Source organism: Bacillus sp. JJ675, assembly GCF_036963165.1.
Taxonomy (GTDB): domain Bacteria; phylum Bacillota; class Bacilli; order Bacillales; family Bacillaceae; genus Bacillus; species Bacillus glycinifermentans.
In genome coordinates this window covers 36,096-51,971 of sequence record NZ_JBALMR010000040.1, presented here as the reverse complement: position 1 = coordinate 51,971, position 15,876 = coordinate 36,096, and the positions used below count along the sequence as shown (strand labels likewise).

The window sequence follows — 15,876 nt, the reverse complement described above, 5'->3', positions numbered from 1 at the left end:
AAACCGAGTTTCTTCATTATATATAAAAGTCTTTAAAGACCTGTCATGAAATCAAAGGTTCGGTAAATAAAACAAATAGGTGAAAACGGAGCTAAAGACGCATGTCATTCGCTCGATTTAGTAATACGACTATTCCGAATGTTTGGTAATTTTGTATTGGATTGTTTTTGCGATCATTTGAAGATTCAGAATGATCAAAGTCAATGATCTCCGTTTTATGCAGGTAATATGGATGAGTGCTGTCCTAACTGTTTCGTGTCCTCATCAAGAATGCTTTCACTTCCTGAATCGTTAACCCCAGTTCCTTCGCCTCTGTCATGAGCGCTCTCCAGTCGTCGATATTGGCTTGTGTAATCTGTCTGCTTCGGTAAAAGGTCCGTTCTTTCTTTTGCTGCCTGAGGCGGTGTGTAAATTGAAACAGTTCTTCCTGGTTCATCCCCGCCTGAACAGCCTCTACCAAATGGGTTCTCCATTCCTCATCATGTTCGGCCCGACGGTAAAGGATCACTTCTGTATCAAACAGCTCTTTCAGCTCCACTTTCAGCGCCTGGGAGATTTTTTTGAGAAATTCGACAGAAGGGTTTCTGTGAACTCCGCGTTCAATCTTGCTTAAATACGATTTTGAAACGCCGGCTATGTCTGCAAGCTGGTTGATGGAGTAGCCTTTTCTTTTTCGGTACATGCGGATGACCTTCCCGATCATACTAAATCCTCCCCTTCCCCTTCACCATTCGATTTAAACGCTTTCTTGTTCATTATAAGAAATAAATTGTTCTTTATAAAATTCAAAAATTTAAGATATCAACAGAAAATAGAAGAAAACGAACGAATTTGTTCTCTAAAGAGAACTATATAGCTAAATTCAGCATTTTTCAATTCAAATTTTTTCTTTTATAATCCAATCATTAACAAACGGCATTCCTGAGGAGGCAGTCAAGCATGAAGGAAAACATAGATTTTAGAGAATTGATTGCGATATTACGAAAACGAACTGTTCTAATCCTGGCTTTGACAATAGGTGTAACGATGATCAGCGGATTCATTCAGTTCTTTGTGCTGACACCTGTCTATCAGGCTTCGACGCAGATTTTGGTCCATCAGGTCGGTGAGAAAAAGGGGAGTGCCACATTCAGCGATATTCAAATCAACCTTCAATATACGCGGACGTTTCAAGCGCTGTTAAAGAATCCGGTTATTTTGGAGCAGGTAAAACAAGAGCTTGATTTACCGGAATCTGTCGGCGGATTGAAGGAGAAAATTACGACGAGCAGCGAAAGCGAATCAGAAATTATCAACATCTCGGTTCAAGATAAAAGCCAAAAAAGGGCGGCCGAAATCGCGAACACGTTAACGGCTGTTCTCAAAAAAGAAATTAAACAGATTATGAATACCGATCGTGTAACAGTTCTTTCAAAGGCTGACATTGTCAAATCGCCGACACCGGTCAGACCGAATTACAAAATGAATATTTTGCTGTCTTTTGGAGCTGCATTGATGGCTGGAATCGCCTTGGCGTTTTTTCTCGATTTTCTCGATGATACGGTGGCGCGTCCGTCGCAAGTCGAGAAGGAGGCGGGATTCGTTTATCTCGGAAGCATCGAACAGATGAAAGGCAAGAAAAGCAGTTTCCGAAAAGACTCTAATATGAATATTCGCGTAAAAACCGGAAGGAGTGAGCCGCTTGGCTATTAGAAAAAAACGCTCGCGAAAATACGAGTCAGCGCTTGTCGCTTTGCATCAGCCAAATACGCCGATTGTCGAACAGTACCGGACGATCAGGACGAACATCGAATTTTCCTCTTTTGAAAAGCCGTTCAGATCACTGCTGATTACATCCGGTCTTCCGGGAGAAGGGAAATCGTTCACCGCTGCAAACCTGGCGGTCGTTTTTTCACAGCAGGAAAAAAAGGTTCTTCTTATCGACGCGGATTTGAGAAAGCCGTCTATACACAAGATCTTTCAGCTTGATAATCATTCAGGCGTCACAAATGTGCTTATGAAAAAAACGCACCTGGAAAACGTCGTTCAGCAAAGCCAGGCAGAGAGCCTCCATGTGATGACAAGCGGGCCGATTCCGCCGAATCCGGCCGAACTGTTGTCATCACAGGCTATGGAGGATTTGCTTGCGGAAGCGTACAAGCAGTACGACCTTGTGCTTCTGGACTCTCCACCGCTCTTGCCAGTTGCCGATGCGCAGATTTTAGCGAATCAGGTGGACGGGAGCATCCTGATCATTTTAAGCGGAAAAACAAAGCTTGATAACGCCATTAAGGCAAGGGATGCGCTCAATTCCTCAAAAAGCGAGCTGCTTGGGGCGGTCTTAAACGGAAGGAAAGTCAAAAAAGCGCGTCAATACAACTATTAGCAATTCAAAGGCCGCATCAGGCCGAAAAAAGGTGATGTCTTCCTTACCTATATCAATGGAGGCACTCGGCTCTACTGTGGGCAGGCGTTTTCGGCTGCCTTAGATGCAAGTCGTCGATGGCGGGGCGTGAGGACGGGTTAAATGCCCATTTTACTCTCATCATTTTCGGATTCATCAATGTTTGTATCTTTTTAGCTGATGGTATTTTGCCTGAAAAAATGTCATCAGCTAGAAAGATACTTGAGGAGGTAGGAAATTGACATATCGGAGAAGGCTTTCCATTATCACCGCACTCGATTCGTACTTGGTTATGCTGTCTATTTTCATCGGGTACCAGCTGATTTTGCCATCATATGAATTATACCCTTCGGAAATGCTGCTGATGACCTCGCTGTTTCTGCTCGGCTCCCAGCACTTATTTGCCCATTTCTTTCATCTTTATAAAAAAGTGTGGGAATATGCGAGCATTGGGGAATTGTGCGTGTTATTAAAATCGATTACATTGTCCCATCTAATGACAATATTTATTGAACTGCTGTTCTTTCAAAATGTTCCGATCCGCCTGCTATGTTTAAGCTGGCTGTTCCAGCTGCTGCTGATCGGAGGATCGCGGATGATGTGGCGGATCATCAGGGAGCGCGTGAACAAAGGAAGCAAGGGATCTGCCAGAGCCCTCATCATCGGCGCAGGTTCAGCAGGCAACCTAATTGCAAAGCAGCTTTTGCAGAAGCACGAATTGAATATCGAGCCTGTCGCTTTTATCGATGACGACAAAACGAAGCACCGCCTCGAAATTATGGGACTTCCCGTATTGGGAGGGAAAGGACAGATCGTTCAGGCGGTCAGGCAAATGAATATCGACATGATCATCATCGCCATTCCGTCCTTGACCGTCACTCAAATGCAGGAGATGTACAAAGCGTGCGCACAAACGGGCGTCAAAACGCAGATCATGCCGAAAATCGACGAGATTTTGCTCGGCAGGCATCCCGTCGGCCAGCTTCGCGACGTCAAGGCAGAGGATCTTCTCGGCAGGGAGCCCGTTCAGCTTGATACGAGCGAAATCTCCAATACCGTAAAAGACCGCGTCGTTCTTGTCACAGGTGCAGGAGGCTCAATCGGCTCGGAAATCTGCAGGCAGATCAGCAAATTCAAGCCCAAATCAATCATTTTGGTCGGCCATGGAGAAAACAGCATTCATTCCATATTGCTTGAGCTGCAAGAGAAATTCGGAGGCAGTGTCAGCTACTATCCCGAAATCGCCGACATCCAGGACAGGGAGAAAATGTTCTTGCTGATGGAGCGCTATAAACCGAATGTCGTTTATCACGCAGCTGCGCACAAGCATGTTCCGCTCATGGAAAAGTGTCCGAAAGAAGCGGTCAAGAACAACATTCTCGGCACGAAAAACGTCGCCGAAGCCGCTGATGAGTCAGGCGTCGAAACGTTTGTCCTCATTTCGTCGGACAAAGCGGTCAATCCGGCCAACATCATGGGCGCGACGAAGCGTTTTGCCGAAATGCTGATTATGAATCTTGGCAAAACGAGCAAAACAAAATTCGTCGCTGTCCGCTTCGGAAATGTGCTCGGCAGCAGGGGAAGCGTCATTCCGATTTTCAAAAAGCAAATCGCCAAAGGCGGCCCCGTAACCGTGACACACCAGGATATGACCCGGTATTTTATGACGATTCCGGAAGCTTCAAGACTGGTCATTCAAGCGGGAGCCCTTGCAAAGGGAAGGCAGATTTTCGTGCTCGATATGGGAGAGCCTGTAAAAATCGTGGATCTTGCGAAAAATCTCATTCAGCTGTCAGGTTACACGACAGATCAGATCAAAATCGAATTTACGGGCATACGGCCGGGCGAAAAAATGTACGAAGAACTGCTCAACAAAAATGAAGTGCTGGCTGAACAGGTTTTTCCGAAAATTCATATCGGCAAGGCGGTCGATGTCGAATGGACAGTGCTCAAAACCTTTATGGATGAGTTTATGTATCTGTCGGACCGCGAACTGAGAGAGCGTTTGTTCAGCGCTATCGGACAGCGTGAGAAAAAGCTGGTGACAGCGCATTAGGAGGAAGAATCATGACGAGAACGGTTTTGTTTTGCGCGACGGTGGATTATCACTTTAAAGCATTTCACCTTCCGTATTTTAAGTGGTTCAAAGAGCAGGGCTGGACGGTTCACGCAGCGGCGAAAGGGAGCATGAAGCTGCCTTTTGCCGATCGGCAATTCGATATCGGGATCGAGCGTTCTCCCTTTCGTACAGGCAACCTGGCGGCATTTCGAGAGCTTTCGCGCATCATCGATGAACATGAGTACAATATCATCCATTGCCACACTCCGATGGGCGGCGTATTAGCCAGACTTGCCGCCAGAAAGCAGAGAAAAAGGGGAACGGCAGTGATGTATACCGCCCACGGTTTCCACTTTTGCCAGGGAGCACCCTTGAAAAATTGGCTGCTGTACTATCCGATCGAAAAAGGGCTCTCCTTTTTGACGGATTGCCTGATCACGATTAATCAAGAAGATTATGAGCTTGCAAAGGGCCTCAGCAGCAGGATGCGGACGGAAAAGATCCACGGCATCGGCGTTGACACCGGGCGGTTTCACCCTGTTGATGAGGAAGAAAAAAGACGGCTTAGAGCAAAATACCGTCTGAATGAAGACGATTTCGTTCTCATTTATCCGGCTGAGCTGAACATGAACAAAAATCAGGCGCTTTTAATCGAAACAGCGGCTTACTTAAAAGAAAGGATGCCAAACGTCAGGTTCGTCTTTGCCGGGAAGGGGCTGATGGAAGCCGAGTACCGCCGCCTGGCCGAGCAAAAAGGAGCTGCTGACCATGTTACGTTTGCGGGGTTTCAAAAGGACATTCACGAATGGATCAAGCTTGCCGACGTATCTGTCGCCTCAAGCATAAGGGAAGGCCTCGGCATGAATCTCCTTGAAGGAATGGCAGCCGGAAAACCCGCCGTTGCCACCGACAACCGCGGCCATCGCGAAGTCATCAAAGACGGAGCAAACGGCTTTCTCATTTCGCAGGGAGACGCCCGAACCTTCAGCGACCGTCTTTTCCAGCTTTACCATTCTCCCGAATTGCGAAAACGGATGGGTGAAGAGGGAAGAAAAACGGCTGCCGCTTATTCGCAGCAGCGCACGGTCAAAGAGATGGCGGACATATATTCTTCCTTTATGAAAAACGATGCAGCTGAAAGGAGGCTGAAAGGATGACAAACCGGCAAAAGCCGAAAGTATCGGTCATTATGGGAGTGTACAATTGCGAAGACACGCTAGCCGAAAGCATCGAGTCGATTTTGAGCCAAACCTATAAAAATTGGGAGATGATCATCTGCGACGACGCTTCGACAGATCGGACCTATGACATCGCCAGGCGGTATGCCGACCATTACAGCGATAAAATCAGGCTGGTCAGGAATGAGAAAAATAAGCGCCTTGCCGCTTCACTGAATCATTGCCTCCAATATGCCGGCGGGACATATATCGCGCGCCAGGACGGCGATGATATCTCTTTGCCGCGCCGCTTTGAAAAACAGGTCGCGTTTTTGGAAAAGCAGCCCCATTACCATGTCGTCGGAAGCGGGATGATCGCTTTTGATGAAGAAGGCGTGAGAGGCGTCAGAATGCTGCCTCCTGCGCCGACTCCGCGAATCATGGCAAAAGGGACGCCGTTTTGCCATGCGACGATCATGATGCGTGCTGAAGCTTATCAGGCGCTGAAAGGCTACCGCGTCGGCAGGCGGACGAGAAGAATGGAAGACATCGATTTATGGCTCCGGTTTTTTGAAGCGGGATACAGAGGCTACAATCTTCAGGAGGCATTGTACAAAGTAAGGGAAGACGAATCGGCGTTTAAAAGGAGAAAGCTCAGTTATTCCATCGATAATGCGTTTATCGTCTATGACGCATGCAGACGGCTGAAGCTGCCGCTTTCCGACTATGCCTACATCATGAAACCGATCATCAGGGGGCTCATGCCTCCCTTTATCATGAACAAATATCATAAAAAAAGACTGATGAATGAAGGCGGAGGGGTCGTAAAACATGAATGACAGAAGCGCGAGACCAAAACGGGTGCTCCACATCGTAAGCGGAATGAACCGCGGCGGCGCGGAGACGATGATTATGAACATGTACCGCCATGCCGACAGGAGCCAGATCCAATTCGATTTCATTTCACACCGGGAGGAAACGTGCGACTACGACCCGGAAATCATATCGCTCGGCGGGCGCGTGTTTTATGTGCCGAGCATCGGCACGGCCGGTCTTCTTTCTTATATCAAAAGGATCAGGGACGTTTTGATCGAAGAAGGGCCGTTTTCCGCAGTTCACGCTCACACCGACTTTCAGACGGGCTTCGCCGCTTTGGCGGCAAAGCTTGCGGGCGTTCCGGTCCGCATCTGCCATTCGCATAATACGGCCTGGAAGCCGAATCCCCGTTTTATGGATGCGGTTCAGCTCCGGTTGTTCCGCCGGCTCATGTTTGCGTGCTCCACGGCGCTTTGCGCCTGCGGCCAAGATGCCGGCCGTTTTTTGTTCGGCGGAAAGAAGATGAGCAAAAACGCGGTTCACCTTTTGCAAAACGGGATTGACCTTGACCGTTTTCAAGTGGCGAACAGCCGCTCAAAAGCCGGTATGAGAAAAAGGTTCGGCATCAGCGAAAACGCGTTTGTGATCGGTCATGTCGGCCGCTTTTTCGAACAAAAAAACCACCCGTTTCTGCTTGAGCTCGCCGGCCGCCTCAAAAAAACGGGCACTCCCTTTCAGGCGGTTTTCGCAGGCGACGGACCGCTTCGCAAACAAATCGAAGAACAAGCGGCAAGGCTCGGGTTTGAAGACGAGATCTTGTTTCTCGGCGTTGTTGAAGACGTTCCTTCCTTGATGCGGACGTTTGACGTATTCGTGATGCCGTCCTTGTTTGAAGGGCTGCCGCTCGTTCTTGTGGAGGCGCAGGCTTCCGGTCTTCCTTGCGTCGTCTCGGACACCATCACGAAGGAAACCGACCTGGGTCTCGGCTTATTGAAAAGGGTCAGCCTTGGAGCGGGGTTTGACCGATGGGCAGAGGAGATCGGCAGGGCACAGCAGGCGGAACAGCCGGCTTGGCCCGAAATCGAAAGCGCCCTGGCGGCGAGGGGATATGATGCGAAAGCGAATCTGACAAGGTTAATGGATCTCTATTCGATCTCCTTAGCAGAAGGACAGTAAACATGGCCGTTTACATGCTGAATATGGGGATCGTTTTCGTATGGTCATGGTTTGCGAAAATGTACGGCAAAGAAGATCATTCTCTGCCGACGGGCTACCGTCCGAATGCGATTCTAGCTGCCGTGCCGCTCGCTTCCCTGATCATCGTCGCCGGATTGAGGTACAAGGTCGGAACAGACTTCCAAACCTATATGCTGCTTTACGAATTGGCCGGCAAATACGACAGCATTTGGGCGATCTTCGGATTCGGCGGGGCCAAAGCCTCGACAGATCCGGGATTCACAGCGCTCTTGTGGCTGTTGAATCATATCACAAGAGATCCGCAGATCATGTTTGTCACCGTCAGCATCATCACCTATTTTTTTATCGTCAAGACGCTTTATGTATACGGACGGCCGTTTGAATTAAGCATGTTTTTATTTTTAGGTATGTTCTATTACTATGCGTCATTCAACGGGATTCGCCAGTACATGGTGGCGGCTGCCTTGTTTTGGGCTGTCAAATACGTGATCGGCGGAAACTGGGTGCGCTATACGATGACCGTGCTGATTTGCTCGCTGTTTCATTCATCTGCACTTATCATGATTCCCGTCTATTTCATTGTCAGAAGAAAAGCGTGGTCGCCTGTCATGGGTCTGCTCACTCTTCTATTTTTAGCCGGGACTTTCATGTATCAAAAGTTTCTTTCCGTCTTTATCGTCGTGCTTGAAAACAGTTCATACGGACATTATGAAGAGTGGCTTATGAAAAATTCAAACGGGATGAACTCGATTAAAATCATCGTCCTTCTCCTTCCGCTCGTGCTTGCGTTTTGCTTCAGAGAGCAGCTGAGGAAGCGCTGGCCAGAGATCGACTATATCGTCAACTTTTGCCTAATCGGTTTTTTATTCGGTGTTTTGGCGACAAAGGATGTCATCTTTGCAAGGTTTAACATCTATTTTGGACTTTATCAGCTGATTCTCGTTCCTTACTTTGTCCGGATTTTTGAACCGAAATCGAATGCGCTTTTATACGTTTTGTTTTTGATCTGTTATTTCTTATACAGCTTTATGCTCATGCCGTTCGATTCTTCGGTGCTGCCGTACAGAACGATTTTTGAACGTTAATCTATGAAACAGACAAGGCGGCGGATCATTCCGGTCTTGTGAAAAATGTCGACAAAGGAGTCAATCATATTGGAAAACCCAGCCGTTAGCTTACTGGTCGCAGTATACAATACAGAAGCTTTTTTGCTGAATTGTTTACAATCGCTGATCAGCCAGACCTTAAAAAATATCGAAATCATCATCGTCAATGACGGTTCGACGGATGGAAGCCAGAAAATCATTGATCATTTTGCCAGGAAGGACGGCCGGATCAAAACGATCCAGCAGGAAAATCAAGGGCTCGGGGCCGTGCGGAATAAAGGAATAGAAGCCGCCGAAGGAGAGTATCTGGCTTTCATCGATTCGGATGACTGGATTGAGCCCGACTATTGCAGGGCCATGTATGAAAAAGCGAAGGCCGAGGAAGCCGATCTCGTCATCTGCGATTATGCCGTAGACATTCAGGATACGGGGAAAACGATCTTTCCCGAGATTGGGAAACGCTACGCCGGAAAGCCGAAAGACGCATACATCACAGATCTGCTCAAGGGCAAGGTGAGCGGTTTTTCCTGGAACAAGCTTTACAGGCGCAGCCTGATTGAAGAGCACCGGCTCGCCTTTCCGCTCAGGGATGAATTGGAGAATATCGAAGATCAATACTTCAGTTTCAGGTGCCTGTTTTTTGCAAATACAGCGGCGTTTGTGACAAAGCCTTTGTACCACTACAGGGTTCACCTGACATCGATTGTCCAAAAGTATCAGCCGGGGCTTTACGAAGACGGCCTTGCCCTATACGAGGCAAATCTTGAATGCCTGGCAAAGCACGGCGGGCTTCAAGCTTTGGAAGACGCGCTTCACGTCTTTCTCGTCAACCACGCGTTGGGCAGCATTTTGAATGAGTGCAAAAGCCTGAATAAAAACCCTTCGGCGGAAAAATACAAAAATATCAGGCGGATTTGCGCCTCTCCTGAGTTTAGAAGGAAAATTCCCGCTGTCGACCTGACGGCTTTTGATTCGAAGAAGAAGCTGCTGCTGTTGCTCGTACGCTGGCGTCTCGTGCCGGCCGTGTACGGATTCGCAGCGCTGTATCAGAAAACGATCGAGTACAGAATGAAGAAATAGGCGGTGAGGACATGACCTTTCAGGAATGGAAAGTCAATCTTGCGGAATGGCTTCTGCTGAAGGTGAAATATCCATCAGAATTCGTGATGGGAACACCTGGTTTAAAAAGATTTGACCAATATAACGGGAAGAAAAAGATCATTTTGACGCTAATTCCTTCCCACGATAATTTGGGGGATCACGCGATTGCCCTGGCAAGCAGAACATTTATAGAAAATGAGTTTCCCGATTTTGAAGTTATCGAGATCGGCATCAATGATATTTACAAACACGCAAAAGCGCTGCGGCGCGTCCGCCACCCCGAGGATATGGTGTTTATCATCGGCGGCGGCAATATGGGCGATTTATACAGAAATGAAGAATGGACGAGACGCTTTATCATCAAGACCTTTAAGCAGTATAAAATCGTGCAGCTTCCGGCCACTGCCCATTTTTCGAAGACGCCTTACGGACAAAAGGAATTAAAAAGGGCAAAAAAAATCTACAATGCCCATCCCCGCCTGTTGCTGATGGCGCGCGACGAGACAACCTATCAATTTATGAAACGGCATTTTGCGGGCAAAACGATTTTAAAGCAGCCGGACATGGTGCTGTATTTAAAGAAAGAGAAGCAGGAGGAAAGAGACGGCATTTTGGTGTGCTTGAGGGATGATAAAGAAAGCTTTCTAAAAAAAGAAGAGCGAAAAGCGCTGTTGAAAGCAGTTACTGACGAATACGGAGGGGTCAGAACGTTTACGACGACGATCGGCAAGAGAGTGAGCAGCGTCTCGCGCGAGATGGAGCTGAACAAGCTCTGGGATCAATTGGGAGGCGCTGAAGTTGTGGTGACGGACAGGCTGCACGGCATGATCTTTTGCGCGATTACCGGAACGCCGTGCGTCGTGATCCGTTCCTTCGACCATAAGGTGCTTGAAGGATTCAACTGGCTGAAAGACATCCCATCGATGAAGCTTGTCGAAAAGCCCGGAACGGCAGAGGTGCTCGGTGCGATCAAGGAATTGATCAAAAGAGATGCATCATACGAAAACGCTCCGACGAGGGATCATTATTTCACCGATCTGAAGCGGAAGATATTAGGTGATGCCCTATGAAGCCGTTCGTCAGCATCATCGTTCCGATGTACAATGTCGAAGCTTATATTGAAGAGTGCGTCAATTCTTTGCTCAGGCAGACGTTGAGAAATATCGAAATCATTCTCGTTGATGACGGGTCACCCGACAGATCGGGAGACATCGCAAGACGGTATTGTGATCAGGATGCAAGAGTCAAAGTGATCCATAAAAAGAACGGCGGGCTGAGCTCCGCCAGAAATGCCGGGCTCCATGCAGCAACAGGGGAGTATGTCGGCTTTGTCGACGGAGACGACTTTGTGTCGCCGGCGATGTTTGAAAATATGTACGCCGCTGCGAAGGAGGACGATCTTGATATCGTCATGTGCGGCTATCATAAGCATTCTGATAAAGGAAACGAGTATGTTCCTCCGTCTTTGCCGGCCGGACGCCTGCTGCTGGGCTGGGATATTAAGCATGAGCTGAGAAGGGCGCACGAAACCCGGTTCATCTGGTATGTATGGCGGAATTTGTACAGGCGCGACCTGCTGAAGCATAACGAGCTTTATTTTTATGAAGATATTCGCTTTGCGGAAGATTCGCCGTTTAACCTGTACGCTTTTTACGCCGCAAAGCGCGTAAAAGCGATTGATGAAGGCTATTACATGTACAGGTGTAATCCGGAGAGCCTGACAGAGCTTCCTTTTAAGCCGTACATGGATGACAGCCTGATCAGGCAATATCGTGCAAAAAAGAGATTTTACGAGACATTCCAGATGTTTGAGGAATGTTCCGAGGATCTGCAGACGTACATGTGCAAACACCAGATCCCGATGCTTCTGGCCAATGCATGCGCCGAACCGAAGCCTTCAAAACAAGTGAGGCGGCATATTAAGGATATTTTATCCTACCGGATGGTACAGTCATCGGTGGAAAAAACGTCATTGCGCAATAAAAAGCTTTTGCTCGGACAGCGGATTGTTTTACTGTTATGCAAATTGCATGTTCCGATCCTGCTCGAATTGTTTTTTAAACGAAATCTGCCCAGTAAGGGATGAGCCTTTTGAATAAGACATTTTTACTGAATCTGGGCGCCAATGTGGCGTCCTTTTTGCTATCCGTGCTGTTTTCGATGTGGCTGACTCCGTTTGTCATCAAAACGCTCGGAGTTGAAGCGTTCGGCTTCGTTCATTTAACGCAAAACATGATCAATTATTTTTCGATAATTACAGTCGCCTTGAGCGCGGTCGTCGTCAGATTTTTTTCCGTCTCGGCCCACAGGGGGGCGCTCGATGAGGCAAGAGGCTATATGAATACGTATATGATTTCGTCTTTTGCCCTTTCGCTCGTTTTGCTCTTGCCGCTTGGCGGAACGATCTATTTTGTCGACCGGATCATCCGCGTCCCTGCGGGTCTCTTGAGCGATGTGCAAATCGCGCTGTTCATCGGCGGCCTGCTCTTTCTGCTGACGTTTTTTATGTCAGGATTTGCGGCAGGTCCATTTTTCGCCAATAAAATCTATATCACGAGCACGATCCAGGCGGTGCAAATGCTGATTCGCGTGCTGTCGGTCGTCTGCATTTTTTCATTGTTCGCGCCGAAGATTTGGCACATTCAGCTTGCCGCTTTCATCGCTACCGTGTCAGCGTGCATGCTGTCTTTCGTTTTCTTTAAAAAACTGATTCCCTGGTATTCGTTTCGGATCAAGGATATGTCGCTCAAAAAATGCAGGAAGCTGCTGCAGTCCGGGGGATGGAGCTCGGTCAGCCAGGTCGGCGTGCTGCTGTTTCTGCAAATCGATTTAATGGTGGCCAATCTTATGCTTGGGGTCAGCGAATCCGGAATGTACGCGGCGATCATTCAGTTCCCGCTTTTATTGAGGACGCTGTCGTCAACGCTTGCGGCCGTATTTTCCCCGACGATTACGCTCTATTATTCAAAAGGTGACAAAGAAGGGCTTGTCCGCTATGCCAATCGGGCCGTCAGGTTCAACGGATTGATCCTTGCGCTGCCTGCGGCATTGCTCGGCGGGCTGGCCGGCCCGTTTTTGACGATTTGGCTCGGACCTTCTTTCGAGCATTTGAAATGGCTTTTATTGATACATGCCGGCTATTTGGTCGTATCTTTAAGCCCTGCGCCGCTTTTTTACATTTTTACAGCTTACAACAAGCTGAGAACGCCGGCCTTGACGACGGTCGCCTTCGGCGCCGTCAACTTGATCCTTGCCGTCGTGCTGAGCGGTCCGGCGGGACTCGGCCTTTACGGAATCGCGCTTTCCGGGGCTGTTGCGTTAATGCTGAAAAACGTCGTCTTCACCCCGATGTACGCCTCAAAGATCACGGATGAACGAAAACGGGTCTTTTATAAAGGCGTGTATGCCCCGCTTGCCGGCGCTTCATTCGCATTGGGCGTCTGCTTCGCAATCCAGTTCTTTTTTGCGGTCGACGGCCTGCCGTCCCTTATCATGACGGCGCTGGCAGCGTCTGGTGCGTACGTATTGTTTGCATATTTTGTGTTATGTACAAAAGAAGAACGGCTTTCAGTTCTAAGCTGGCTGCAAAAGTTTCGGACTTCTGCGTTGCTCCCTTTTCAGAAGGGATTTTTCAAATAGGAGAAAGGGTGCGGTATTCGTGAAAGCTAAACGGTTTTTTGATCTTGTGTCAGCGATTGTTTTGCTCCTTGTTCTCAGTCCGGCCATGCTGCTTGTGGCTTGCATCATCAGGTGGAAAATCGGCTCGCCCGTGTTGTTCCGCCAGACGCGTCCGGGGCTGAACGGGAAGCCTTTCACATTGTATAAGTTTCGAACGATGACAGATGAAAGGGATGAAGCAGGGAACCTGCTCAGCGACGAAAAACGGCTGACAAAGACGGGAAAGCTGATCAGAAAAACGAGCCTTGATGAACTGCCGCAGCTGATCAACGTCATCAAAGGCGATCTCAGCCTCGTCGGTCCGCGGCCGCTGTTGATGGAATATGTTCCCTTATATACAAAGCGGCAGTGGAGGCGGCACGAAGTCAGACCCGGCATTACGGGCTGGGCGCAAATCAACGGCAGAAATAAAGTGACATGGGAAGAAAAGTTCGAACTCGATGTTTGGTATGTCGATCACAGGTCTTTCTTTCTCGACCTGAAAATCATTATGTTGACGATCGGCAAGGTGATGAAGTCAGAGGGCGTCAGCCAGGACCATCATGTCACCGCCGAAAAATTCACGGGGAGAAGGAATGCATGATGCAAAACGTGGTAATCATCGGCGCGGGGGGCCACGGCAAGGTCATCCGGGAGATCGTCGAAGAGCTGCCGGATACAGTGCTGGCCGGAATTCTTGATGACCGGTTTCAGAAGCTTCAGCTAGTAAACGGGCTTTATAAAGGACCTTCCCATGCGGCGAGAGAGCTGATTCAGGAGCTTTCGGACGCGAAGTTTATGCTTGGGGTCGGAAGCAATGAAACGAGGGAAAAGCTGTTTCAAAATCTCGGCCTCCCGCTTGAACGGTATGCGGTGCTTATTCATCCGTCCGCCGTCATCAGCAAATCGGCGCAGATTCAAAACGGGACGGTCGTCATGGCGGCGAGCGTCATTCAGGCTGATGCCTTTATCGGTGCACACAGCATCGTCAACACCGGCGTGATCGTTGAACACGATAATGTGATCGGCGACTATGTCCACCTGTCGCCGGGAACGATTTTGACCGGAAGCGTGACCGTTAAAGACGGAGCGCACGTCGGCGCAGGAACCGTTGTCATTCCCGGAAAAACGATCGGAGAGAGAAGCGTGACGGGCGCGGGCGCGGTGGTGATCACCGATATTCCGGACGATTCGACCGCAGTCGGAACACCGGCGCGAACGATTAAATAACTGCGTAAAAAGGGTGAAAACAATGGATCAGAAAAAGCGAATTTATTTATCGCCTCCGCACATGAGCGGTGAGGAGGAACGCTATATAGCGGAAGCTTTTCGGACAAACTGGATCGCGCCTCTCGGTCCGCTCGTCGATGCGTTTGAAGAAAAGCTGGCATCATATGCCGGAACGGCCGGAGCGGCAGCCGTCAGCTCGGGGACGGCTGCGATTCATCTCGCCCTCAAATTATTGGGGGCCGGAAAAGGCGACAAAGTATTTTGTTCCTCCTTTACGTTTGTCGCCAGTGCCAATCCTGTACTCTATGAACAGGCCGAACCTGTGTTTATCGATTCTGAACCGGATACGTGGAACATGTCTCCCGAAGCGCTCGAACGGGCGCTGGACGAAGCGGAGCGCGAAAGGAGCCTTCCAAAGGCCGTCATCGTTGTCAATTTATACGGGCAAAGCGCCAAAATGGACGAGATCATCGCGATCTGCGACAAATATGCCGTACCGGTCATCGAAGATGCAGCCGAATCGCTCGGATCAGAATATAAAGGAAGAAAGAGCGGAACGTTCGGCCGGTTTGGCATCTATTCATTCAACGGCAATAAAATCATCACGACTTCCGGCGGGGGAATGCTTGTCAGCGATGATGAGGAAGCCCTGCAAAAAGCGCGGTTTTTGGCGACCCAGGCGAGAGAGCCGGCCGTTCACTACCAGCATGAGAAAGCCGGCTTCAACTACCGGATGAGCAATGTCCTGGCCGGGATCGGCATCGCCCAGCTCGGCGTTTTGGATGACAGGGTAAAAGCGCGGCGCGCTGTTTTTAAACGGTATCAGGAGGCGCTCTCTGACATCGACGGCATCGACTTCATGCCTGAAATCGGCATGTCAAACAGATGGCTGACGACCTTGACGTTTGATGCAGAAAAGATCAAAACGTCACCGGCGGACATCATCGAACAGCTTGCACGCGAAAATATTGAAGCGCGTCCGTTATGGAAGCCGCTTCACAGGCAGCCGCTTTTTAAAGGCGCCGCCTTTTATGCGCATGATGAAACCTGCCCGGTTGCCGACGACCTTTTTGAACGGGGGCTCTGCCTGCCGTCAGGCTCAAGCTTGACGCGCGAAGAACAAGACCGGATCATTCAGGTGCTCTGTGACCGGATCATATATAAATGAGG

At 49.1% G+C, this 15,876-nt stretch carries 15 protein-coding genes; 14 read left to right on the top strand and 1 reads right to left on the bottom strand.

Annotated features, from left to right (window positions below):
- Positions 1-244: 244 nt before the first annotated feature.
- Positions 245-703 carry an HTH-type transcriptional regulator SlrR gene (gene slrR, locus V7126_RS10910; RefSeq protein WP_046131057.1) on the bottom strand — a complete coding sequence of 153 codons (459 nt, stop codon included), beginning with the start codon at positions 701-703 and terminating at the stop codon, positions 245-247.
- Positions 704-939: 236 nt separating this feature from the next.
- Between slrR and V7126_RS10905 the strand changes: the two genes are divergently transcribed.
- The 14 genes from V7126_RS10905 to V7126_RS10840 all read left to right on the top strand — a co-directional run bounded on the left by V7126_RS10905 (position 940) and on the right by V7126_RS10840 (position 15,874).
- Entirely contained in the window at positions 940-1,692 is a 753-nt protein-coding gene (locus V7126_RS10905) for a YveK family protein (RefSeq protein WP_046131056.1), read from the top strand.
- A complete protein-coding gene (locus tag V7126_RS10900; protein WP_175075565.1) occupies positions 1,682-2,365 on the top strand; it encodes a CpsD/CapB family tyrosine-protein kinase in 684 nt (227 codons plus the stop codon). The genes V7126_RS10905 and V7126_RS10900 overlap by 11 nt, the downstream gene beginning before the upstream one ends.
- Before the next feature lie 256 nt (positions 2,366-2,621).
- Positions 2,622-4,439, top strand: a complete 1,818-nt coding sequence (locus V7126_RS10895; protein WP_175075563.1) for a polysaccharide biosynthesis protein — start codon at positions 2,622-2,624, stop codon at positions 4,437-4,439.
- A gap of 11 nt (positions 4,440-4,450) precedes the next feature.
- Positions 4,451-5,599, top strand: a complete 1,149-nt coding sequence (locus V7126_RS10890; protein WP_175075560.1) for a glycosyltransferase family 4 protein — start codon at positions 4,451-4,453, stop codon at positions 5,597-5,599.
- Positions 5,596-6,438, top strand: a complete 843-nt coding sequence (locus V7126_RS10885; protein ID WP_046131052.1) for a glycosyltransferase family 2 protein — start codon at positions 5,596-5,598, stop codon at positions 6,436-6,438. The genes V7126_RS10890 and V7126_RS10885 overlap by 4 nt, the downstream gene beginning before the upstream one ends.
- Positions 6,431-7,591 carry a glycosyltransferase family 1 protein gene (locus tag V7126_RS10880; protein WP_175075559.1) on the top strand — a complete coding sequence of 387 codons (1,161 nt, stop codon included), beginning with the start codon at positions 6,431-6,433 and terminating at the stop codon, positions 7,589-7,591. The genes V7126_RS10885 and V7126_RS10880 overlap by 8 nt, the downstream gene beginning before the upstream one ends.
- A 2-nt stretch (positions 7,592-7,593) precedes the next feature.
- A complete protein-coding gene (locus tag V7126_RS10875) occupies positions 7,594-8,697 on the top strand; it encodes an EpsG family protein (RefSeq protein WP_175075557.1) in 1,104 nt (367 codons plus the stop codon).
- A gap of 69 nt (positions 8,698-8,766) precedes the next feature.
- A complete protein-coding gene (locus tag V7126_RS10870; RefSeq protein WP_175075555.1) occupies positions 8,767-9,798 on the top strand; it encodes a glycosyltransferase family 2 protein in 1,032 nt (343 codons plus the stop codon).
- Positions 9,799-9,809: 11 nt separating this feature from the next.
- Positions 9,810-10,889, top strand: coding sequence for a polysaccharide pyruvyl transferase family protein (locus V7126_RS10865; RefSeq protein ID WP_175075553.1), 1,080 nt, complete (start codon positions 9,810-9,812; stop codon positions 10,887-10,889).
- Positions 10,886-11,905 carry a glycosyltransferase gene (locus V7126_RS10860; RefSeq protein ID WP_046131047.1) on the top strand — a complete coding sequence of 340 codons (1,020 nt, stop codon included), beginning with the start codon at positions 10,886-10,888 and terminating at the stop codon, positions 11,903-11,905. Before V7126_RS10865 ends, V7126_RS10860 begins: the two co-directional genes overlap by 4 nt.
- Positions 11,902-13,458, top strand: a complete 1,557-nt coding sequence (locus tag V7126_RS10855) for an MATE family efflux transporter (protein ID WP_236809550.1) — start codon at positions 11,902-11,904, stop codon at positions 13,456-13,458. Before V7126_RS10860 ends, V7126_RS10855 begins: the two co-directional genes overlap by 4 nt.
- A gap of 19 nt (positions 13,459-13,477) precedes the next feature.
- The gene (locus V7126_RS10850; RefSeq protein ID WP_175075549.1) at positions 13,478-14,080 is read left to right on the top strand and encodes a sugar transferase; all 603 of its coding nucleotides are present in this window, start codon (positions 13,478-13,480) and stop codon (positions 14,078-14,080) included.
- Positions 14,080-14,706 carry an acetyltransferase gene (locus V7126_RS10845; RefSeq protein ID WP_335497584.1) on the top strand — a complete coding sequence of 209 codons (627 nt, stop codon included), beginning with the start codon at positions 14,080-14,082 and terminating at the stop codon, positions 14,704-14,706. The genes V7126_RS10850 and V7126_RS10845 overlap by 1 nt, the downstream gene beginning before the upstream one ends.
- A gap of 22 nt (positions 14,707-14,728) precedes the next feature.
- On the top strand, positions 14,729-15,874 hold the full coding sequence (locus V7126_RS10840) for a DegT/DnrJ/EryC1/StrS family aminotransferase (protein ID WP_175075546.1): 1,146 nt from the start codon (positions 14,729-14,731) through the stop codon (positions 15,872-15,874).
- Positions 15,875-15,876: the final 2 nt, after the last annotated feature.

What these genes read in the sequence shown, in the direction of transcription:
- V7126_RS10885 (WP_046131052.1), top strand. Translation starts at nt 5,596, where the DNA reads ATGACAAACCGGCAAAAGCCGAAAGTATCGGTCATTATGGGAGTGTAC.
- V7126_RS10845 (WP_335497584.1), top strand. Translation starts at nt 14,080, where the DNA reads ATGCAAAACGTGGTAATCATCGGCGCGGGGGGCCACGGCAAGGTCATC.
- V7126_RS10855 (WP_236809550.1), top strand. Translation starts at nt 11,902, where the DNA reads ATGAGCCTTTTGAATAAGACATTTTTACTGAATCTGGGCGCCAATGTG.
- V7126_RS10890 (WP_175075560.1), top strand. Translation starts at nt 4,451, where the DNA reads ATGACGAGAACGGTTTTGTTTTGCGCGACGGTGGATTATCACTTTAAA.
- V7126_RS10860 (WP_046131047.1), top strand. Translation starts at nt 10,886, where the DNA reads ATGAAGCCGTTCGTCAGCATCATCGTTCCGATGTACAATGTCGAAGCT.
- V7126_RS10880 (WP_175075559.1), top strand. Translation starts at nt 6,431, where the DNA reads ATGAATGACAGAAGCGCGAGACCAAAACGGGTGCTCCACATCGTAAGC.
- V7126_RS10875 (WP_175075557.1), top strand. Translation starts at nt 7,594, where the DNA reads ATGGCCGTTTACATGCTGAATATGGGGATCGTTTTCGTATGGTCATGG.
- V7126_RS10905 (WP_046131056.1), top strand. Translation starts at nt 940, where the DNA reads ATGAAGGAAAACATAGATTTTAGAGAATTGATTGCGATATTACGAAAA.
- V7126_RS10865 (WP_175075553.1), top strand. Translation starts at nt 9,810, where the DNA reads ATGACCTTTCAGGAATGGAAAGTCAATCTTGCGGAATGGCTTCTGCTG.
- V7126_RS10840 (WP_175075546.1), top strand. Translation starts at nt 14,729, where the DNA reads ATGGATCAGAAAAAGCGAATTTATTTATCGCCTCCGCACATGAGCGGT.
- slrR (WP_046131057.1), bottom strand. Translation starts at nt 703, where the DNA reads ATGATCGGGAAGGTCATCCGCATGTACCGAAAAAGAAAAGGCTACTCC.